General features: G+C 39.0%; 18 protein-coding genes, 1 tRNA gene and 1 other RNA gene. 6 read left to right on the top strand and 14 right to left on the bottom strand.

Annotated features, from left to right (window positions below; genetic code table 11):
* Window positions 1–272: 272 nt before the first annotated feature.
* The 9 genes from tkt to dnaQ all read right to left on the bottom strand — a co-directional run bounded on the left by tkt (window position 273) and on the right by dnaQ (window position 11,358).
* Window positions 273–2,264, bottom strand: coding sequence for a transketolase (gene tkt / locus AC4IFT_RS03975; protein WP_490731809.1), 1,992 nt, complete (start codon window positions 2,262–2,264; stop codon window positions 273–275).
* Between the two features lie 506 nt (window positions 2,265–2,770).
* Complete coding sequence (locus tag AC4IFT_RS03970; RefSeq protein ID WP_490750664.1) at window positions 2,771–3,451, bottom strand: fimbria/pilus periplasmic chaperone; 681 nt, start codon at window positions 3,449–3,451, stop codon at window positions 2,771–2,773.
* Entirely contained in the window at window positions 3,438–5,003 is a 1,566-nt protein-coding gene (locus AC4IFT_RS03965; RefSeq protein WP_490732048.1) for a fimbrial protein, read from the bottom strand. The genes AC4IFT_RS03970 and AC4IFT_RS03965 overlap by 14 nt, the downstream gene beginning before the upstream one ends.
* A 58-nt stretch (window positions 5,004–5,061) precedes the next feature.
* Window positions 5,062–7,560, bottom strand: a complete 2,499-nt coding sequence (locus AC4IFT_RS03960; protein WP_490731805.1) for a TcfC E-set like domain-containing protein — start codon at window positions 7,558–7,560, stop codon at window positions 5,062–5,064.
* 19 nt (window positions 7,561–7,579) lie between these two features.
* On the bottom strand, window positions 7,580–8,263 hold the full coding sequence (locus AC4IFT_RS03955) for an EcpB family pilus assembly chaperone (protein WP_490731803.1): 684 nt from the start codon (window positions 8,261–8,263) through the stop codon (window positions 7,580–7,582).
* A 90-nt stretch (window positions 8,264–8,353) separates the two neighbouring features.
* Window positions 8,354–8,959, bottom strand: coding sequence for a common pilus major fimbrillin subunit EcpA (gene ecpA / locus AC4IFT_RS03950; RefSeq protein ID WP_490731801.1), 606 nt, complete (start codon window positions 8,957–8,959; stop codon window positions 8,354–8,356).
* Window positions 8,960–9,080: 121 nt separating this feature from the next.
* The gene (locus tag AC4IFT_RS03945; protein WP_490731799.1) at window positions 9,081–9,404 is read right to left on the bottom strand and encodes a helix-turn-helix domain-containing protein; all 324 of its coding nucleotides are present in this window, start codon (window positions 9,402–9,404) and stop codon (window positions 9,081–9,083) included.
* A 955-nt stretch (window positions 9,405–10,359) separates the two neighbouring features.
* Window positions 10,360–10,436, bottom strand: a tRNA-Asp gene (locus AC4IFT_RS03940).
* 160 nt (window positions 10,437–10,596) lie between these two features.
* On the bottom strand, window positions 10,597–11,358 hold the full coding sequence (gene dnaQ / locus AC4IFT_RS03935; protein ID WP_490731797.1) for a DNA polymerase III subunit epsilon: 762 nt from the start codon (window positions 11,356–11,358) through the stop codon (window positions 10,597–10,599).
* Window positions 11,359–11,412: 54 nt separating this feature from the next.
* Here dnaQ and rnhA point away from each other — a divergent pair, with 54 nt between their 5' ends.
* The gene (gene rnhA, locus AC4IFT_RS03930) at window positions 11,413–11,883 is read left to right on the top strand and encodes a ribonuclease HI (protein ID WP_490750663.1); all 471 of its coding nucleotides are present in this window, start codon (window positions 11,413–11,415) and stop codon (window positions 11,881–11,883) included.
* Here the strand turns inward: rnhA and AC4IFT_RS03925 are convergent.
* Window positions 11,880–12,611 (bottom strand): class I SAM-dependent methyltransferase, encoded by a 732-nt coding sequence (locus AC4IFT_RS03925; protein WP_490750662.1) that lies wholly within the window; start codon window positions 12,609–12,611, stop codon window positions 11,880–11,882. The two genes, rnhA and AC4IFT_RS03925, sit on opposite strands and share 4 nt — an antisense overlap.
* Before the next feature lie 34 nt (window positions 12,612–12,645).
* Between AC4IFT_RS03925 and gloB the strand changes: the two genes are divergently transcribed.
* The 4 genes from gloB to AC4IFT_RS03905 all read left to right on the top strand — a co-directional run bounded on the left by gloB (window position 12,646) and on the right by AC4IFT_RS03905 (window position 16,019).
* Entirely contained in the window at window positions 12,646–13,401 is a 756-nt protein-coding gene (gene gloB, locus AC4IFT_RS03920; RefSeq protein ID WP_490731791.1) for a hydroxyacylglutathione hydrolase, read from the top strand.
* An 80-nt stretch (window positions 13,402–13,481) separates the two neighbouring features.
* Window positions 13,482–14,855, top strand: a complete 1,374-nt coding sequence (gene mltD / locus AC4IFT_RS03915; RefSeq protein WP_490731789.1) for a murein transglycosylase D — start codon at window positions 13,482–13,484, stop codon at window positions 14,853–14,855.
* 518 nt (window positions 14,856–15,373) lie between these two features.
* Window positions 15,374–15,742, top strand: a complete 369-nt coding sequence (tomB, locus tag AC4IFT_RS03910) for an Hha toxicity modulator TomB (RefSeq protein ID WP_490731787.1) — start codon at window positions 15,374–15,376, stop codon at window positions 15,740–15,742.
* Between the two features lie 73 nt (window positions 15,743–15,815).
* Window positions 15,816–16,019 carry an HHA domain-containing protein gene (locus AC4IFT_RS03905; protein WP_490731785.1) on the top strand — a complete coding sequence of 68 codons (204 nt, stop codon included), beginning with the start codon at window positions 15,816–15,818 and terminating at the stop codon, window positions 16,017–16,019.
* Between the two features lie 350 nt (window positions 16,020–16,369).
* Here AC4IFT_RS03905 and ffs read toward each other — a convergent pair.
* Window positions 16,370–16,466: signal recognition particle sRNA small type (gene ffs, locus AC4IFT_RS03900), an RNA gene on the bottom strand.
* A 155-nt stretch (window positions 16,467–16,621) separates the two neighbouring features.
* Entirely contained in the window at window positions 16,622–17,080 is a 459-nt protein-coding gene (locus AC4IFT_RS03895; protein WP_490731783.1) for a YbaY family lipoprotein, read from the bottom strand.
* Between the two features lie 238 nt (window positions 17,081–17,318).
* Here AC4IFT_RS03895 and tesB point away from each other — a divergent pair, with 238 nt between their 5' ends.
* Entirely contained in the window at window positions 17,319–18,185 is an 867-nt protein-coding gene (gene tesB, locus AC4IFT_RS03890) for an acyl-CoA thioesterase II (RefSeq protein WP_490750661.1), read from the top strand.
* Window positions 18,186–18,322: 137 nt separating this feature from the next.
* Here tesB and amtB read toward each other — a convergent pair whose 3' ends face one another.
* Both amtB and AC4IFT_RS03880 read right to left on the bottom strand, forming a co-directional pair.
* Window positions 18,323–19,603 (bottom strand): ammonium transporter AmtB, encoded by a 1,281-nt coding sequence (gene amtB, locus AC4IFT_RS03885; protein ID WP_490731779.1) that lies wholly within the window; start codon window positions 19,601–19,603, stop codon window positions 18,323–18,325.
* Window positions 19,604–19,613: 10 nt separating this feature from the next.
* Entirely contained in the window at window positions 19,614–19,952 is a 339-nt protein-coding gene (locus AC4IFT_RS03880; protein ID WP_490750660.1) for a P-II family nitrogen regulator, read from the bottom strand.
* Window positions 19,953–20,110 lie beyond the last annotated feature (158 nt).

Genomic DNA, 20,110 nt, shown 5'->3' with positions numbered 1-20,110 from the left:
ACTGACTCACACTCACTCTACTGCTCATTTTAGCTGTTAAACATCAAAAGTGTGCTGTAGTCGACACTTTTAAAAAATTTTTTCATTGAATTTTATTTCACTGAAACGGTTCAGCTAATCTAGAATTAGATTAAGGGATAAAGTGATAGAACGCAATAGAAAATCATCGATGGATGCACAAAAAAACAACGCCTAACGATCTGCTAGGCGTTGTTCAGCAAAATAAGATTATGCGGAGCATTCAACACATGAATACCCCATCATTAAATCACTTATTTCAGAAGCGATTTCGCTGCTTCAACGGCTTTTTCTACCGTGATGCCGAACTCTTTGTACAGCTCTTCCGCTGGCGCAGATTCACCAAAGGTATGCATACCGATGATAGCACCGTTTAAGCCAGTGTATTTGAACCAGTAATCAGCAATACCTGCTTCGATAGCCACACGAGCGCTAACATTTGCAGGTAAAACAGCTTCGCGGTAAGCAGCGTCTTGTTTATCAAATGCATCCGTAGATGGCATAGAAACAACGCGAACTTTGCGGCCTTCGGCTGCCAGTTGGTCAGCAGCTTTAACCGCTAATTCAACTTCAGAACCTGTTGCGATGAAGATAAGCTCAGGTGTACCTGCGCAATCTTTCAGAACGTAAGCCCCTTTCTCGATATTCGCTAATTGCTCAGCGGTACGAGGTTGTTGCTCTAAATTCTGACGAGAGAAAATCAGTGCGCTTGGACCATCTTTACGCTCAACCGCATATTTCCATGCAACCGCAGACTCAACTTGGTCACACGGACGCCATGTGCTGACGTTTGGTGTCACACGCAGGCTTGCCAGTTGCTCAACCGGTTGGTGAGTTGGGCCATCTTCACCCAGACCGATAGAGTCATGAGTATAAACGAAGATGCTGCGAATTTTCATCAGCGCAGCCATACGCACAGCATTACGCGCGTATTCAACGAACATCAGGAAGGTTGCACCGTAAGGAATGAAACCGCCGTGTAATGCGATACCATTCATGATGGCTGACATACCAAATTCACGTACACCGTAATGGATGTAGTTACCCGCTGGGTCTACGTTCAGCGCTTTAGAGCCTGACCACATGGTTAAGTTACTTGGTGCTAAGTCAGCTGAACCGCCCATAAACTCAGGTAATACTTTACCGAAAGCTTCCAGTGCGTTTTGTGATGCTTTACGGCTAGCGATGTTGGCAGGGTTTTGTTGCAGGGTTTCAACGAATTTTTTCGCTTCTGCATCAAAGTTTGCTGGTAATTCACCGTTCATACGACGGGTAAACTCAGCCGCTAGCTCAGGGAATTCCGCGGTATAAGCAGCAAATTTCTCATCCCACGCTTTTTGTTTCGCTTCGCCCGCTTTACGTGCATTCCAAGCTTCATAAATATCTTGTGGAATTTCGAACGGACCAAATTTCCAGCCCAGTGCTTCACGTGTTGCTGCAATTTCAGCATCACCTAATGGTGCACCGTGAACAGATTCAGAACCCGCTTTGTTTGGTGAGCCAAAACCAATGATGGTTTTGCACATAATCAGCGTTGGTTTGTCTGCTTTTTTAGCTTCATTTACCGCAGCATTGATTTGCGATGCATCGTGACCATCGATGTCACGAATAACATGCCAGCCATAAGACTCAAAGCGTGCAGCGGTATCATCAGTAAACCAACCTTCAACTTCACCATCGATAGAGATGCCGTTGTCATCATAGAATGCGATCAGTTTATTTAATTTCAGTGTACCCGCTAAAGAACATGCTTCGTGCGAGATACCTTCCATCATACAACCATCACCCATGAAGACATAAGTGTGGTGGTCAACAACATCATGGCCAGGACGGTTGAATTGCGCCGCTAATGTGCGTTCTGCAATCGCAAAACCGACTGCGTTTGCAATACCTTGGCCTAATGGACCGGTTGTTGTTTCAACACCTGGAGTATAGCCATATTCTGGGTGGCCCGGTGTTTTAGAGTGTAATTGGCGGAAGTTTTTTAACTCTTCGATAGATAAGTCATAACCAGTGAGGTGCAGCAAGCTATAAATCAGCATTGAACCATGGCCGTTTGACAGTACAAAACGGTCACGATCTGCCCAGTGTGGGTTTGCTGGGTTATGATTCATATGGTCACGCCACAGTACTTCAGCAATATCAGCCATGCCCATTGGCGCGCCAGGATGCCCTGATTTTGCTTTTTGAACCGCATCCATACTTAGAAAGCGGATAGCATTAGCAAGGGTTTTACGAGTCGTCATCAGTATACTCCAGGTAGGATAAAAACGTACTTAAACCAATTTTTACAACGCAATACGGATAGTGCTACTTTGATTTCGCCGCAACGAAAAACGTCAATTTACCGATGTAGCGCGATTGAAAGTAACCCAATTCTATCCATACCGCAATATTTGCTATGTTCATGGCAGCAGATCGTGAATAAATTGAACTGCCGCAAAGCTGAATCCATTCCATTGCGCAAAATATCCCTTAAGGCTTACATTTTTGCGCAAGTGACTAACCTTATTAAACCTGAGTTCACTGTCTGGGATCAAGGTGATTTATGCATCTAGCACATTTAGCTGCCACATTAGTGATAATTGGCAAACTTTTAAGCAAAAAAGTGCCTCAATATGCCCGAATATTTTTGTTTTGATTTAAGTAGAAATACGCAAACCCTTCACATCATGGAAGGCTAATGAATTAAAAAAAAACCAGTAACAATAAGCATTACTGGCTAATCATATAATATGAAATTTTAAACAGGCTAATCGCAGTTGCCTATAGAATGGTATTTATCAAAAATAACAATGTACTTACGGCTTTTTTTCTTTAAAGCCGTATTGCGAAATTCTTGTTGAGGTAAAAGGTGAAGAACTAATGGCTGCTCATCGTCGTTCACCTCGCAACTTTCGTGGACTAACACCCTAAAATAGGTATTTCCCGTATTTTTTAATACGCCCGCATTTCCATCCATGGCATATTGGAAATCAACTTTTTTCGGTCTAACCACAAAATAGGTTTCTAAACTCACCGTGGGGTAAAATAACGATTGTTGATTCGAAGCCGGATCAGTTTCAACATCCAGCGCCGTTTCACTAATCACAATTTTATAATAACGCTCTTTATCGTCTTCTTTACCGCGATAAAAAATCTTAAAATATTCTTGCTCCCCGGGTAATAAGATTTTTTTTAAGGGAGTAAAAATAATTTCCCCCTCTTCTATTGGCTTTCCTTGTTCTTTGCTCTCTGGCTTATCTATTTGATAAGCACTAAAGGTATATAAATTGACCTTTTTTGTATCATTGATATAGGACTTTGAGAAAAAGCTTTTATTTGGTTCAAGTGCTGAAATATCCGAGCTTAGATATAACGCATGCGCCTTCCCAAAGAATAACAATATCACCCCAAATAATATGAACTCGTAAAATCGCTTATAGATGCACATCGGGCCCCGTCCAAATCGCCTTCACAACGACAGTTCCACTAGCAGACACCGTACCCAACCAATCAATGCCATCCAAAGTAAACAACGAATTAGACTCATTCATTGGAAAGCGTAAATCTAAATAAGTCCGATAAAATGACCCTAAGTCTTGGTTAGGAATATCCCACGGCGTTTCTGCCCATAAGGCATTATTCATCGATATTTCCGTACCATCACAACTTGAACGATAAGACTCTTCGGCGCCTGATGCATTTTTAAATGACAGGTAAGCTGAGAATGGCACGCGAAATTTATCATCGTCAGAACTGAACAAACAGAAGTTTTGCCCGCTGACATTAACGGTTGGGCCTTCGACCCTAGCCGTAATAGAGTCAGCCTGCCGAGGGCCACTGGTCGTCACAATATAATTAAACTCAATCGGCGGTTCTTCAGGGCCAATTTTACCTGTCTTTGACGGGTTTGGAATATAATCCGCTGGCACAATGCTGATGCTGTAATCCCGAGGCTTGATCACTAACTGGTTTGATGGTGTAAATTCATAGTACCCTGATTGTGGGGCAGCCGCAGGGTTAGTAAACGAAAAGGTAAAAAAGTCTTGGCTATTGGTAAAATCCACATTATTCGTCACGAGCTGCTTAAAAAACGTATTGGAAAAAAAGATAGAAACATATTGGTTCGAACTTTTAAAATACGTATTCGCAGCATAGGTTGAATTATAATTACGCCAAATATTCGAGCCATCATCAGGCCCAATTTTTATTGATGCTCCCGCAACCGTAAATGGGATCAGGGTTGAGTTTACTTTTAAGCTCAGTAACACGTTGGCAAAAACATCCCCTGATGTTTCATGTTTCACGACTTGGCAAATCAAACCATTCACTTTATCAACAACGCCAATTCGGCAAAATTGCTCCCCTGGCCCTAAGCTTGGGTTCCCATTACTGTCAATGTAAACCTCTTGCATTGCCCCTGTTGAGCTAAGCTTAATATGGGCGGATTTGGTGATAGTAAATTCGTGAGATGCAATAATTCGCCCGCCGACACTTTGACAACTTTCCCCTTTCGCTGGGTCATAATCCAAGTCGGTCATGCATGCACGGTAGCTATAGGTTTCAACCGCACCAACAGCCATCTGCCTAAAGTATTGATAGGTTGATTCGCTAAAAATGCCTCGTGCGTATGCCCCTTCACCCAATGTATTGTCCTGAACGATTTTATATGCGCCATTTCGGCCGACATATTGTGCAGGCCAATACCCTGTATCACGGTTGCAATAATTACGCATACAGCGGTTGCCGATAAATGGGCCATCAATAGGCGAGTTTTCAAACCAAATATCCACATTTTGGTTTGCCCGAATCGAAGTATTGGTGTAGCCCATATAGCCTAAACTTTCTTGGCTTTTTGCTGAATAACGGGAAAATTTATTCGCGCCAGTAAAGCGAGGGTCTAACGACCTCGGCGTGACAAAATATTCATCATCCACGCCATTCTCAACAAAAACAATGGAGTTACTCAGTGCAACGGCACCCGCCGTTGAACTGAATAACATACTGAAAATAATGCTACTAAGAGAAAAAAAAGAAATCGGTTTCATCATCATAAAATTCTCATTGCCTCAATGCGACTGTGCGCTGCGGGTCACAAGTCACATCACCCAACCACAATGCGCCGCGAGCTCCCTCTAAATTTAAATCGGCCTCGCAAATGGTTTGCTCATCTTCTTGTAACAATGAAATAACCGGATAACGCACATCCACATCCATTGAAAACTCACCATTGTGGTCAGTTTTGGTTCGACCAATATGGTTACGAATAGACGCATATTTAATAAATTCACCATTAGGCGATTTTAAACGGCCAAATACCGTTACTAACTGCCTAACCTCTGGCTTATATATTGCAATATTCCCAGGGTATAAAGTGACTGACTTATTTCGCCCAGACACAATGTCAAAACTGTCTTTAGACTTCGCATCATTCATTAATTGGATGTCATAATCTGAATAAGGCGATAAAGGAATAAACGTATTTTTTCCACTAATTGGGTAACTTTGCCCATTAACTCGTGCGGTCATACTCCCTGCCCCATAAATATCCGAATTAATGATGACGCCCGACTTCCCTTGCTGCCCGCTAGGCATAATTGTGCCATCGCTATAGGCTAAAGAGCCGCGAGACGTAAAATTACCATTTAATCTCTGGTTATCAGGGCGATTAACCGTCAGCATCCCTGAGTTATATTTTGTCTCATAGGAGGCATACCCCATCGTTGAGAAATCAGACTCACCATTATTTTTATCGCGCACCAATTTAGAAACAGATCCACCAATATCGGTAATCACCGAATCTTCAAAGCGTTTATTCGCGTAAATATTGGCTTTCATATTGCCATTACTTGACGATAGGCCGGTGCTCAACCAAGTCGATAACGGCAATGAAAAATCAAGGCTAATAAATTTTTCATTGATACTTTTTTGGTCATCATAGTGGTAACGCTGGACGCCCGTTCTCAAACCAACCGTACCATAGCGGCCTGAAAATAAGGTATTGGAATACTCATAGTTAATTGAGTCACTGCCAATACGTTTATCTGTTGTACTGCTAATGGTAAATGCCCCCGAACGCTCAACAACCTTATCAAGGTTCAGCGTCGCACCATAAGAGTAACTATTTGAATCATAAACTGGCAGATCCCCTTTAATAACCGCTTTTTCTTTTGAAGCCCAAACAGAACCATAACCGTCAGGTACGCTGGTAGATACTGTAGCAATATTCCTAAAGCTCCCATGATTTTCAACCATGCCTTGCCAAGAAATAGAAATATATTGGTTTAATGAAAGGTTAATACTGCTTTCATTAATTAAAAAATTGTCATAACCGTAGTTCGACATTTGAACATTTAACCCAGATAATACAGGGAAGCTTTTTGCAACAGACGCCCCTAATAAATAACTTTTTTCTAGTGGTTGGCGATCTGCTTGTTTCCCTCTGACATAACGCTTTTTATCAAAGTCGATATATCCGCCATAAACTTCCCAGTTAAGCTTGTCAAAATCAGCGCCACTTGAGCTAAATGACTTATTAATTGTTTGCCGTTGTGAAGTCACAACCTTTCCATCTACAACAGTTTCAATCGTGACGTCATAAATACCAAACGGCAAAATACTGGTATCTACCTCATAACTTCCCATTGGAAAGTTTTGGATATTGAGTAATTTTTCATCACGGTAAATACGCACTTCACCTGGGCTATTTAAAAAAACATAAATTGGTGTCAGGGAATATTTTTTGTTAACGACAACACTTGAAGCATTATTACCAATAGATGCCGCATATATTTTGCTGCGATTTAAGGTGGTTAAACTCGCAATAGACTGCAAATTCCACGTACTCATTAACCCAATGGCAAAACGCAAGCCATCAAAATCACGCTCATACATTGCACGGTAAAGCTCAATCTCAGAATTAGACTTACCAATACTGTATGCCGATGCATTTACGTTTATATGGTGCTCAGCAATCGCAAATAGCGTATCTAAGTTAAAATAGCTACTTGATGAGTTTTTCCCTTTTTTTACCTGACTTTCAAAAACCCCGAGATCATAATTAGCTACCGTAGAAAAGGACTCAACGGAAGAGTCGCCTAATGAAAATTGCCTGACTTTTTCATTGGGTGCAATTGCCTCTTTATTAACATCAAGAGATAAGTTAAACGAAGCAATATTCAGTTGTAGAATTGCGTTCTTATCAACTTCAATATTATTAAGTTCGTTAAAGAATGCATCTTTTTTACTTTCTAAACTTTCAAGTAATAGTGGCTGTATCTTGGGGCCTTTATTGACATCAATAAAATGAATATTCGCAAGTTTAATCTTACCTTGATCTATAATAATGATTGCATCCGCAATTTTATCTTCACTCTGATTTTGCCCATTCTCCCCTTTCAAACGTAAGAAAACAGGCACAGACATTCCTTCCTCTAAAGCCATGACAAAAGCAGGTGGAATAATATATCCACCGACTTTAATTCGTTTAATTTCTTTAGCAGAAAGTGCATTTGAAAAAACAAAGCTCATGATTGATAACGCAATAATACTTTTACGCATAATTAAGACCCAATCCTAATTATTTGACAACAATAAACTCCCCTTTGTGCCAAATACCAATACTTGTTTTTTTATTGTTTATATCAACCAATTGAAGATTAACTGCTAAATTTGGCATTAGGTAATAACGCTCACGACAAATACCATCGTTTCCTAATTTTATTTTTTCAGTTAAACAAGGCCCTGATGCAACAATACGAAAAGAACTGTTTCCCAGATTTGCAACTTTATTTTTATCATATTTATATTTAAAGTTCTCAACTCGTGGAGCCACAACCAATATGGTACTAATTGTTGCTGATGTGGTCGCCGATGCTGACTTGGCACTTTTCGTCATTCCACTCTCACTAATTGGATCATCCGTCCAATTTAACCTGTAATAACGTTCCTGATCATCTTTCGGGCCTTGATAAATAATTTTAAAGAGATCTGTCGCTTTACCCGGAAGAATAATATTCGCTGGTGTTGACAATATTTCATTAGGATCGTTAATTGGAATGGTTTTCCCATCAGCTAAAGGTGAGTCTATTCTTTCAATACTTAAATTAACCAACCTCGCCGCATCAACGGTGTTTTCAATTTCTTTTGATAATGTTTCTTCATTTGAAGAAATAATTTCCGTAATATTACCAACATTAACAGCCAAACTATTTTTTAGTGGTAGCATTGATAATAAAATGACTGCGAATGCAATTTTTTTCATTATTTTAACTCGAATAAAAACGATAAAGATTTATTTCCTTATATTATCTTTATCGTAATATAGGATTTATTATTTAATTAATGGAAAAGTTTATGGAGTAACGAAGTCACCTTCCCAGTTTGCAGTAAACTGAACTTTTACATCACCATCCCAAACACCATCATCAAGGTCTTTGAACTCTGCCGCTGCACCTGCTGCTTTAGCATTAGCAATAACGAAAGTGAACTCACCACGGTCGGTAGCGCGGTCTGAGCTATTATAAACGCCATCAGCAGCTAAGTTATCTAAGCCAGAAGTAACCCCATCTGCAACATCAATTAATGTTGTTTCAGTTGCTGTATTTAAATCAGTGCCATTCCATTTAACACCCACTTCTAATGTAGAGTCATCTGTGGTTCTTGCTAAAGTATTTGCAATAATTTTAGACGTTAATTTAAAGTCTGTAGCACCTGATTGGCCTTGAATAGCAACATCAAATGCACCATTTTGTTGGTTAAAGCTTTTTTGACCTTCAGCATAATTAAAGGTTAAGCTTTTCAGTGGGGTAACAACTAACATACTTGTCGTATCTTTAATTGCTGTTGCTTGCCACGTTGCTGTCGCTTGAGCGGTACGAGTATCAGCATTTGCAACAGTCGCAAAAGAAGCAGCAATAATCCCAGATAATAATACAGATGATATTTTTTTATTAAACATATTGTTCTCTCTAATTAATATTTAAAATATAACAAACAAAAAATTACATAGTATAAAAAACACTTAAATGTGTTTTTTATAAAATATAATCTGACCACGTATTTTAATTTTATAACGATAGTTATTTTTCTTTACTAGAAACGAAATCCATTAAATACCGACTTAATGAATAGTTTTCTTTTTTATCCATTTCATTTTTTAAATTATTCTCATTCTCTTTTTCATTTTGCACAAAGAGAATAAGGTCTACCCAACTTTTATCGAGAAAAGTTAATAGTTGATGTAATTGGTCTAGTGTTAATGGCGTTTTCCCTGTTTCATAACGAGAGATTTGTTGCTGACTTACGTGCATTAACTTTGCTAATTGCTTACCGGTTAAATTTTTTTCTCGCCTAGACTTTCGTAAGAAAAAACCAGCATAATAACTTAACTTATTTGATTCCATAAGCATTTCCAAAACTTTCCCAACGGTGAAATAAAGCGAATGACACTATAAAATGCGATTATTAATATATTTATGTTATTAACCAAATAATTCAAAATTTAATTATTCGTAACTAATTTGTTCTTAATAATATAAATGGATACAATTTCGTGTAAAAATGTTTAAAACTATCAAAATAAAACAGATCAATAGTCACAGTCTGTCAATATATTTTTTTCGCAACATTTCCTCGACAAGAAACGACAAAAAACACGTAATCAGAGTATTCAATTAATAAGTAACTATGTGATTAATAGATTAATTTTAAATGTTAAAATAATGTTTTTAATATACGGAAAATAAGTTATAGATATAATTACTTATTTTTTGAAATATATTTTACGGACACCTAATCTAATAGGTATTTTCATTTTGTTACAAATTGGAATGAAGTGTATTATTTGAATGGAGATTTAACACCAAATACGAGTATTAAGGTTTTTTACCTGAAAAAAATTCGATATCTAGTGTTAAGATCGAGTACGCCAAGTTTATCCTTGGGGAAGTAAAATGTACTCTTTGCTTTTCAACTTTTCGAAGCATTATAAAAATCTGAACAACGGCTAAAATAACATTTCCAACTGAAATAGTTCATCAATGATATAAAAAAAACGCATTTTTGAACGCCACAATAACGCATAAAAAAGCATCTAATTACCGCTATTATATTAATAATGAAATAAAATGAGTTACTGTTCGAAATCAAAAATAGGCGCCTTACTAGCAGTATGCATTGCAAAATCGTCATATACAAAAATAATAAACGCATTCTATGCGTATATCACCTGTTCATTACGATATGAATCAGTGAAATAAAATGTATCAGGAAGAGAGGTGCCGATGGTAACACTGAGGAGCTAGCACAAATAAAAGTCATAAAAAAAGCCCCGAGCTAATGCTCAGGGCTTTCAATGTTTGGCGGAACGGACGGGACTCGAACCCGCGACCCCCTGCGTGACAGGCAGGTATTCTAACCAACTGAACTACCGCTCCGAATGTCCCCCTGTTGGGAACGCATGCATATTACGAACACTTCATTACGCAGTCAATACTTTTTCTTGAAAAATCGCGCAGTTGAGCAGTTTTTAGCCTTTAATTGATGTAATAACTAATGCTTTCTTTATTACGCTTATTTATCTCAAATCAATCACACTTAGTGTAAGCTATCTTCTTCCTCATTAGACTGCCGCCACAAGCAAGGTTTTCCACCTTTTTTATCAACTATATCCAGTCGTGCTTCGTGAGCAATAAGCTCTTCATCGGAAGCATACAACACCGCCAGACCACTTGATGGACGCTCAATACGCTGAATTTCATACGCTTGCTCATTATTTGCTGATTCGGCATCCATCGAAAATGATAACGATGTCTGCCCCCCCGTCATTGCAAGGTACACATCCGACAAAATTTCAGCATCGAGTAACGCGCCGTGCAACATACGTTTTGAGTTATCAATTAAATAGCGATCACATAACGCATCTAAGTTATTTCGTTTACCCGGAAAAAGCTTTCGAGCTAACACTAAGCTATCAGTGATAGTACAGAAATCGGCTGTTGGTGGGATACCTTTATTGAGTTTACGAAATTCATAATCCATAAAACCAATATCGAAGGGTGCGTTGTGAATAACGAGCTCTGCGCCACGAATAAATTCAAGAAACTCATCAGCAATGTCCGCAAATACGGGTTTATCCTGTAAAAATTCATCACTGATCCCATGAACTTCAAAAGCTTCAGGGTCGACTAAACGGTTAGGCTTAATATACACATGGAAATTACGGCCAGTTAAGCGCCGATTAATCACTTCAACTGCACCAATTTCAATAATGTTATGGCCTTCATAATGAACACCCAGTTTATTCATACCTGTGGTTTCAGTATCGAGGACAATTTGTCGGGTTATCGCCGTGCTCATAATGGTATTTTGTGTCAAACTAGTGGTGAATGAATAATATAGAGTGTACCAGAAATGACAAAGCAGGTAGAAATTTTCACGGACGGTTCTTGTTTGGGTAACCCAGGACCAGGCGGGTACGGTGTTGTCCTTCGTTATCAACAACATGAGAAAACGCTGAGTGACGGTTATTTTATGACGACGAATAATCGTATGGAGCTACTTGCCGCTATTGTTGCTCTTGAGTCCCTCAACAGGCCATGTGACATCATCCTAACAACGGATAGCCAATATGTTCGCCAAGGGATAACTCAATGGATCCATAGCTGGAAACGAAAGCAGTGGCGAAAAGCGGATAAGTCCCCCGTCGTGAATGTTGATTTATGGAAACGACTTGATGAGGCAATTCAACGTCATACAATAGATTGGCGCTGGGTTAAAGGCCATGCTGGGCATCCTGAAAATGAAAAATGTGATGAATTAGCACGCGCAGCTGCATCAGCACCAACCAAAGAAGACACGGGTTATCAACCTGCGAAAGATTAAGCGCTAGGTGTTTTTGTACGCTTGCTTAGCTCTTTTGCCGCACCTAATGCCGTTCCTATTTTTACTTTTGGTTGTTTAAATTTTAATGGCGTGGGCGTAAGCGGATATGTTCGCTTTCGCGCCACGATGACACTCAGCACACCAATTCCACCACAATTTTTGTTGACCCGCCGTTGTGGACTCATCCATGGAATGACATGGCAATTTCGATGATATAATACTTCATAATTTAATAAACTCAGCCAATCAAATACCCTAACCGATGGAAAGAAGCGACTACAATAGGGCTGTTTTTTTCGCAATACAGGAACCAATTTAGCTATCCCAGCGAGGCTAAATGGGTTAAAACCTGAAATAATCAACCAACCATCATCCATTAACACCCGATCAACTTCTCTCAATAACCAATGCGGATCATGGCTATACGCTAAACAATGAGACATTAAGCATGCATCAATTGACTTAGCAGCAAAGGGCAAAGCATCAGGTTGTGCCATAAGGTGAAAACGAGGATCATTCTCCCCCACATTAAACTGATGGGAGATTAGGCATTCTTCGGTATGGATTTCAGTGCTTAAATGCCCTAACTTAAGGAGATGAAAACCAAACATTTTCGGCCACCAAGGACGAAGTTGGTTTTCCAGCGCTTGTCGGTATTGTTCACCAAAAGGAATATCAGACCAACTAACGGGCATTTGAATTTTTTTATCAATACGCGCAGGCTTCATGAAATTCCCCTATTAAACAGTTTTCGAGGTCATTATGGAGTTAATCCGAGTCCCCGCTTTAAATGATAATTACATTTGGGTTTTAGCGGATAACCAGAAACAGTGTATCATCGTTGACCCTGCAGAGGCAGAGCCTGTACTCGAGATAATCACCCAAAAGCATTTAACCCCTGTCGCCATCTTACTTACTCATCACCATAACGACCATACTGGTGGTGTGGAAGAAATTTTAAACAAGTTTACAACCTTGCCAGTATTTGGTTCTAAGGAAACAGCCAATAAAGGTGCAACTGAGTTAGTTGAAGATGGTGACGACATCATTATCAACCAATTTAACTTTCACATTATTTCTTTACCAGGACATACGCTAGAACACATTGCTTTCTACCAAGCTCCCTACTTATTCTGTGGCGATACCTTATTTTCGGCTGGTTGTGGTCGTATCTTTGAAGGTACCCCAAAGCAAATGTACCAATCAATTCAAAAAATTGCTGCACTTCCTGATGACACACAAATTTGTTGTGCCCATGAATATACTTTATCAAATCTAAAATTTGCTCATCATATTTGGCCTGAAAATGAGGCAATTACCCAATATTTACAAAAGATAACGCAAATGCGTGACAAACATCAACCTACAGTTCCTACCACATTGAAAACTGAAAGAAAGATAAATATTTTTCTTCAATGCGATAATCAACAATTACAGAAAAAACTACAGGTTAATATACAAAACCCACCGTTGAGAGCTATTTTTACCCTGTTACGTCAATTAAAAGATCAATATTGAAGTTTATTGATTGTCATCTTGGGGTGGGATAAGTATTATTGTTCGACTTTTAAACATTAAAATGAAGAACAATAGAAAAAATGAAGATAATTGCGACACTTATCGCCATTGTTCTGCTCGCGGGATGTCAAACCGCCCCAAAAAAAGCCAAGCAGAATAAACCCCCTGTAAATCATACAATTGAAACCATTGCTTCACATAACCAAGCGGCTAGCCGGCAACAATCTAAAGTTGATTATGATTTATGGGGCTATATTAGTGATGAATTAAATATGGACATCCCTGATAACCCACAAATTAGGGAAATGGCTAACAGCTATATGAATAAACAAAGTTTTGTCTACGATGTGGCATTAAGGGCTGAGCCTTATATGTACCTCATCGTAGACGAAATTAATGAGCGTAACCTTCCGATGGAATTAGCGTTAATTCCAATTATTGAAAGTTCTTTTAATCCAAAAGCGACCTCTCCTGCACAAGCCGCGGGTTTATGGCAAATTGTACCAATTACAGCCCGTTCATATGGGTTAAAACAAACGCAATGGGTTGATGAACGTAGGGATGTTCTTTCATCTACTAATGCGGCATTTGATTTACTTGAAAATTTGAATGTTATGTTTGGCCATGACTGGGAGCTGACCTTAGCGGCTTACAACTGCGGTGAAGGTTGTGTGCAAAACGCAATTAAAAAGAACGAGGCGGCTGGGCTGCCAACAGATTTTTGGTCATTATCTTTACCTAAAGAAACTAAGCAGTACGTCCCTAAAATTTTAGCGTTAAGTAAAGTACTGAAAAACCCTGAGCAATACCAAGTTAACTTGCCTAAAAGTAACAAAAATAGGGCATTAACCCAAGTTGATGTCGGCCAACAAATTACCCTATCCCAAGCCGCTGAGCTAGCAGGGTTAACCGTTGAATCCGTCAAAACCTATAACTCAGGTTATACACGTGGTATTACCGCACCTGCGGGTCCACACTATATTATGTTACCCACGGCCAAAGCTGAGCAATTCAAAACCTCACTGACCGATCAGGAAGTTTTAGAAACAATTCGCCTTGCTGCAGTGCAAAATCAACAAGTTAAAGCAATAGCACAACCAACCGCTATTTCTGCGGCTCGTCAAAATCGCGCTAAGATCACCACATATAAAGTTCGTAAAGGCGAATCTATTGCCAGTATTGCCAAAAAATTCAATACGACCGCAAAAAATATTCAACAGCTAAATGGCCTTAAAACTGCCAGCGTGATAAAACCGGGTCAAACCCTCAAAGTGTCTGAGCCAGCTCCTGTTTCTAATAGCCGTAAAAGTACGATATACAAAGTTCGTAAAGGTGATTCTTATTACAGTATTGCCAAGCGCCACGGGATAAAGCTTAATGATTTAATGACCTGGAATTCCGGCGTCAAAATGGCAGATTTAAAACCTGGAGTTACGTTAAACCTTTACCTCTAAATTATTTATACCTTGAAAAGCCTTTGCTTCTTTTTGCAGGGGCTTTTTAATATCCCCTCCCCGGTCATAAACCATTTAAATACTCTAAATGGAGTAATACTTTTTATAACATGTTTTGTATAATCTTTTACCTCTAATTGTATTAAGATAAGGCATGTATGAAGAGCATTTAAATATACCCATAAATTGCGTTTAGTCAGAGTAAACAGTCAGTGCATTACCTCGCGAGTTGATCAAAGCAGAAAAAACAGTTGATATTAGATGACTTATGTAATAATAATGATATTATTACTTCGAAAAAAAAGCAGTTTTCACTACTAGTCTGTATTCGAATATCACTTATGTTAATAGTTTAAACTTTCAAAAATTTAATGAAGCTATAATAAGTTTATATTTTTCAATATATTAACAAATTATATATTCACATTAATCTTAAGTGCTTTTAATTAGTTTATATGGCAGTATTATTGATATAAAAAGATACATAGCAAAAGTCAGATTCGCCTGCGGAGGTGATTATGGATGAATATTCACCCAAAAGACATGATATAGCAGAACTTAAGTACTTGTGTAACAGCCTGAATCGAGACGCTATTTTAAGCTTACAAAAAACGAATACACACTGGATTAATGATTTAAGTTCTCTGCAAAGTGCGGCGCTTAATGAACTCATAGAGCATATTGCTGCGTTTGTCTGGCGCTTTAAAATAAAATACCCAAAAGAAAATCTTGTTATCTCATTAATCGAAGAGTATCTCGACGAGACTTATGATCTATTTGGTAGCCCAGTCATCACATTGAGTGAAATTATTGATTGGGAAACAATGAATCAAAACCTTGTCGCCGTGCTGGATGATGATCTAAAATGTCTCACCAGCAAAACATAAAGATATTATTTATCTTTAGTCTAACTATAACATTGTATATTACCGAGTTATTTTTCATAAAAGAAAGGGCGTTATGACCAAATTTGATTATCTGATGCGTTTAAGAAAATGCACAACACTTGAAACACTTGAGCGAGTCATTGAAAAAAATAAGTATGAATTATCTGATGATGAGTTAGAGTTATTTTATTCAGCAGCCGATCATCGCCTTGCTGAACTTACTATGAATAAACTCTACGATAAAATCCCAGCTTCTGTTTGGAAATTTGTTAGATAATATTTCTTTAACACGTGCAGATAGTAAATGGTTATAGCCGGTAGGTAAACTTATCGGCTAACTGAATCATTAGTTCAATAAAATATTGGCATTATTTTAATGCTAATAACTTCTTTTACAGCTTATTTTTCATTCCTAATTTAATTCACTTCTCATTTTAACAATTCATGCCATATTTTTAACGTTATTCTATTTATGAACTAGAAACTACAAAAAATAAAAGCTAACTTTACATTTATATAAAATTTAAACGTTAAATAAATTAAAAATAATTTTATTATTGAGTCGTTACGGATTTAATACATTGAAAAATTTGAAGAGTAAAACATAAGGGGAATTTTGGGTGGGAACCCTGCCAGCGACATCCCGGCACACACGACCCCTGCTATGGCTGCTTCCTTCCGGACCTGACCAAGTTAACAAGTTAGCGTTGCGGGAGAACCAACAGGGCCCCCATTGAATGCTTCTTTCAAAGCAGGGGCATTATGCTTGATAGCAGCTAAAATAGCAAGAATACAGCGGCTAAGTGCTGATTTATTACACAAAAAAACAAATTATTTTTTATGCTAGTCCGCAAAAAATTAAGTTTCAGCTTGTGGCCTTTAATTAGCAGGCACCATCAGTAATTCAACATTTTTGGTTATGCCATTATTAATTACTTCAACAACTGAATCAGTAATATAGAGTAATTTACCATCCGCACTAACCGTTGCACTCACTGTTAGTTTCCCTTCTGGCCTTACCTCATTTTTATGATAGGTTAACTCAAATGGGATAGTTGGTCGGCTATTTAGCGAGTCATAATACTTTTGCGACAAGATAAGCGCAGGCAAATCCGCAATAGAGGTATCAGCTAAAGTCACCGTCACAGTTGAGCCTGCTGGCAAAGCCGAACTTTGCACAATAACAACACGCCCTTCAATTTTTCCAGAATCGACGGCTTGGTTATTATGGCTAGCTTTACCATTAAGTGCTTTTTCACTTGGCTTTGTGCCATTCCCTTCACAGCCAATGAGTGAAAAAACGATTATTAGGCTAACAAGGTAGCGTAAAAACATCATAGTTATTACCTATAAGACAATGTTTATTAAAACATTTTTAAAAATTGAAATTAGAGAATCTTTTTTTGATGTGGGAATTGAAAAAAGTATAACCAATTTGAATAAAATAATAAAATAATATTTCAAATTGTAACTATAAGTAAACGTCAATTTACCCATACACAATCTGTCTACCTATTTTGGTAAAATAATGGGAAAATACCGCTATCTCATTATTTTTAACTGTATTAAGGTAATTATGAGCCCAGAATTACAGAACTTAATTAGCCTCATTGAGCTAGAAAAAATTGAAGAAGGCATTTTCAGAGGGCAAAGCGAAGACCTTGGTTTACCACAAGTTTTTGGTGGCCAAGTTGTTGGTCAAGCGATGTATGCTGCCGAGCAAACACTTCCTGAAGATCGCTTCATTAACTCTTTTCACAGTTATTTTTTACGCCCCGGTGATAGCTCTCGCCCAATTGTCTATGACGTGGAAATTTTACGTGATGGTGGAAGTTTTAGTGCACGGCGTATCAGCGCCATCCAAAACGGTAAACCTATTTTCTTTATGACGGCGTCATTTCAAACCCAAGAAGACGGTTATTCGCATCAAAACTTGATGCCTGACGTTCCGCCACCTTCCCAATTAATTTCTCAAGATGATATTGTGCAAGCGCTAGCCGATAAATTGCCAGAAGCTGTCAAAAAATATGCGTTAAGGCCTAATCCTTTCGAATTTAGGCCAGTAGAATTCTACAGCCCATTCGATGCGCCACCTCAAGAGCCATTCCGTTATATTTGGTTTAAGGCTAAAGGGCAACTTCCAGATATTCCATCGTTACACCACTATTTACTGGGTTATGCTTCCGACTATAATTTCCTACCCGCAGCTTTACAGCCTCACGGCCGGGGCTTTATGGAAAGAGATCTACAAGTCGCCACCATTGACCATTCCATGTGGTTTCATCGACCTTTTAAAATTGATGATTGGTTACTTTATGCTGTCGAGAGCCCATCAGCATCTGGTGGAAGGGGTTTTGTGAAAGGTCAAATCTACAATCCTCAAGGTGAGCTTGTTGCTACAGCGGTGCAAGAAGGTGTGATACGCAAGAGGCAATCGCGCTAGACAACCTATATTGAGAAGTAAGTAATTACTCACTTATTTAACTAAAAAGGTAATGGCAGTGTCGTGCATACTGCCATTATCAATTTGAATAGAACACAGTTTTATCCTGAATTCATAGATAGATGAATGTGATTGCCTTAGTTATAAGCACTCTCACCGTGGGAAGTAATATCCAAACCTTCCCTTTCCTTTTCGACACCAATTCTTAGCCCTGATGTCTTAGCGGCAATCATAAAGGCAATAAACGCAACAATGGCAGTCCAAACAACACAGACCAAAATGCTAAACGCTTGGATGCCAACTTGTTTTAGCATTGTGATGCCTTCTGCAAAGCCACTTCCTCCTAATGCACTCGAGGTAAACACCCCAGTCAACAAGCAGCCTAAAATCCCGCAGACACCATGAACGCCAAAAACGTCACAAACATCATCAACTTTCAGCTTGCGTTTTAGTATTACCACACCCCACAAACCTGCAATCCCTGAAAGTAACCCAATCACCAATGCCCCGCCTACACCAACAGTTCCAGCCGCAGGGGTTACACCGACAAGCCCAGCTAAGCAACCTGAGCACGCCCCTAATAAGGAAGGTTTCTCTCTAAAAATCCACTCGGCCAATGTCCATGATAAAATTGCGCCAGACGCCGCAGCAACAGTGTTAACAAACGCTAAAGCCGCGATACCATCTGCGCTTCCCGCAGACCCTGCATTGAAGCCAAACCAACCAATAAATAGAATTGATGTTCCCATAAATACCATCGGTAAGTTATGAGGTTTAATCGCCTCTTTTCCTAAGCCTGTACGATGCCCCAGTAAGTAAGCACCAACTAAGCCCGCAACTGCCGCATTAATATGCACCACTGTTCCTCCCGCAAAATCCAATGCACCATCTTGCGAAAGAATACCGCCCCCCCACACCATATGCGCCATGGGCAAATAAGCAAAAGTTGTCCAAATTACCGTAAAAATTAACACGGCTGAAAACTTGATCCGCTCACCTAAAGCGCCAACCACCAGCGCCACAGTTAAACAGGCAAAAGCACCTTGGAATGCCACATGAACAAACTGAGGGATCGTGGCAGATAAGCTTTCCACTGTAATACCCTTTAACATCACAAGGCTAAAACCGCCAAAAAATGCATTCCCTTCGCTGAACGCTAAGCTGTACCCATAAATAATCCAAATGACTGAAACCAACGCGAGGATCACCGTCGTCTGCGCCATGAGTGAAAGAACGTTTTTACTTCTTAATAACCCGCCATAAAACAATGCGATACCCGGAACAATCATGAAAATCACTAAGGCCGTCGCTATCATCATAAAAGCATTGTCTGCTTTATCTAATCCCCCTTGCGAAGCCAAAACAGTCATTGGAAAACTACTTACTGCAATTAATATGTATTGAAACCATTTACGCATCGTCGTTCTCCTAAAGTGCTTCGTCTTGTTTTTCACCAGTACGAATTCGTACTGCTTGCTCTAATGGCAAAATAAATATTTTCCCATCACCAACTTGGCCGGTATGTGCTTTTTTCTCTATAGTTTCAATCACTAACTCGACTAGCTCATCAGGAACCGCAATCTCCATTCTCACTTTAGGTAAAAAATCGACGGTATATTCTGCGCCTCGGTATAGTTCCGCATGCCCTTTTTGCCGACCAAAACCACGCACTTCTGTGATGGTCATTCCTTGAATACCAATTTCAGATAGCGCCTCACGCACTTCATCTAACTTAAATGGTTTAATAATTACGATGATATATTTCATTCTTGCTCCTATCAGTCATGCTGATGACACACTCATCCTCGATGAGCGCCATTGACTTAAGAGCAAATCCCATGCCAAAAAATATTTATCTTTAAAATTCAAATAGAAATGACAAAATAAAAAACCACTCGAGTGAGTGGTTTTATGGAATGCATCAT

The organism is Providencia sp. UF-183 (assembly GCF_058246155.1).
This window is presented reverse-complemented; position numbering and strand designations above follow the sequence as displayed.

What these genes read in the sequence shown, in the direction of transcription:
- dnaQ (WP_490731797.1), bottom strand. Translation starts at nt 11,358, where the DNA reads ATGAGCACGGCGATAACCCGACAAATTGTCCTCGATACTGAAACCACA.
- AC4IFT_RS03905 (WP_490731785.1), top strand. Translation starts at nt 15,816, where the DNA reads ATGACCAAATTTGATTATCTGATGCGTTTAAGAAAATGCACAACACTT.
- AC4IFT_RS03945 (WP_490731799.1), bottom strand. Translation starts at nt 9,404, where the DNA reads ATGGAATCAAATAAGTTAAGTTATTATGCTGGTTTTTTCTTACGAAAG.
- AC4IFT_RS03970 (WP_490750664.1), bottom strand. Translation starts at nt 3,451, where the DNA reads ATGTGCATCTATAAGCGATTTTACGAGTTCATATTATTTGGGGTGATA.
- AC4IFT_RS03955 (WP_490731803.1), bottom strand. Translation starts at nt 8,263, where the DNA reads ATGAAAAAAATTGCATTCGCAGTCATTTTATTATCAATGCTACCACTA.
- rnhA (WP_490750663.1), top strand. Translation starts at nt 11,413, where the DNA reads ATGACAAAGCAGGTAGAAATTTTCACGGACGGTTCTTGTTTGGGTAAC.
- AC4IFT_RS03895 (WP_490731783.1), bottom strand. Translation starts at nt 17,080, where the DNA reads ATGATGTTTTTACGCTACCTTGTTAGCCTAATAATCGTTTTTTCACTC.
- mltD (WP_490731789.1), top strand. Translation starts at nt 13,482, where the DNA reads ATGAAGATAATTGCGACACTTATCGCCATTGTTCTGCTCGCGGGATGT.
- amtB (WP_490731779.1), bottom strand. Translation starts at nt 19,603, where the DNA reads ATGCGTAAATGGTTTCAATACATATTAATTGCAGTAAGTAGTTTTCCA.
- AC4IFT_RS03880 (WP_490750660.1), bottom strand. Translation starts at nt 19,952, where the DNA reads ATGAAATATATCATCGTAATTATTAAACCATTTAAGTTAGATGAAGTG.
- tkt (WP_490731809.1), bottom strand. Translation starts at nt 2,264, where the DNA reads ATGACGACTCGTAAAACCCTTGCTAATGCTATCCGCTTTCTAAGTATG.
- tomB (WP_490731787.1), top strand. Translation starts at nt 15,374, where the DNA reads ATGGATGAATATTCACCCAAAAGACATGATATAGCAGAACTTAAGTAC.
- ecpA (WP_490731801.1), bottom strand. Translation starts at nt 8,959, where the DNA reads ATGTTTAATAAAAAAATATCATCTGTATTATTATCTGGGATTATTGCT.
- AC4IFT_RS03960 (WP_490731805.1), bottom strand. Translation starts at nt 7,560, where the DNA reads ATGCGTAAAAGTATTATTGCGTTATCAATCATGAGCTTTGTTTTTTCA.
- tesB (WP_490750661.1), top strand. Translation starts at nt 17,319, where the DNA reads ATGAGCCCAGAATTACAGAACTTAATTAGCCTCATTGAGCTAGAAAAA.
- gloB (WP_490731791.1), top strand. Translation starts at nt 12,646, where the DNA reads ATGGAGTTAATCCGAGTCCCCGCTTTAAATGATAATTACATTTGGGTT.
- AC4IFT_RS03925 (WP_490750662.1), bottom strand. Translation starts at nt 12,611, where the DNA reads ATGAAGCCTGCGCGTATTGATAAAAAAATTCAAATGCCCGTTAGTTGG.
- AC4IFT_RS03965 (WP_490732048.1), bottom strand. Translation starts at nt 5,003, where the DNA reads ATGTTATTCAGTTCAACGGCGGGTGCCGTTGCACTGAGTAACTCCATT.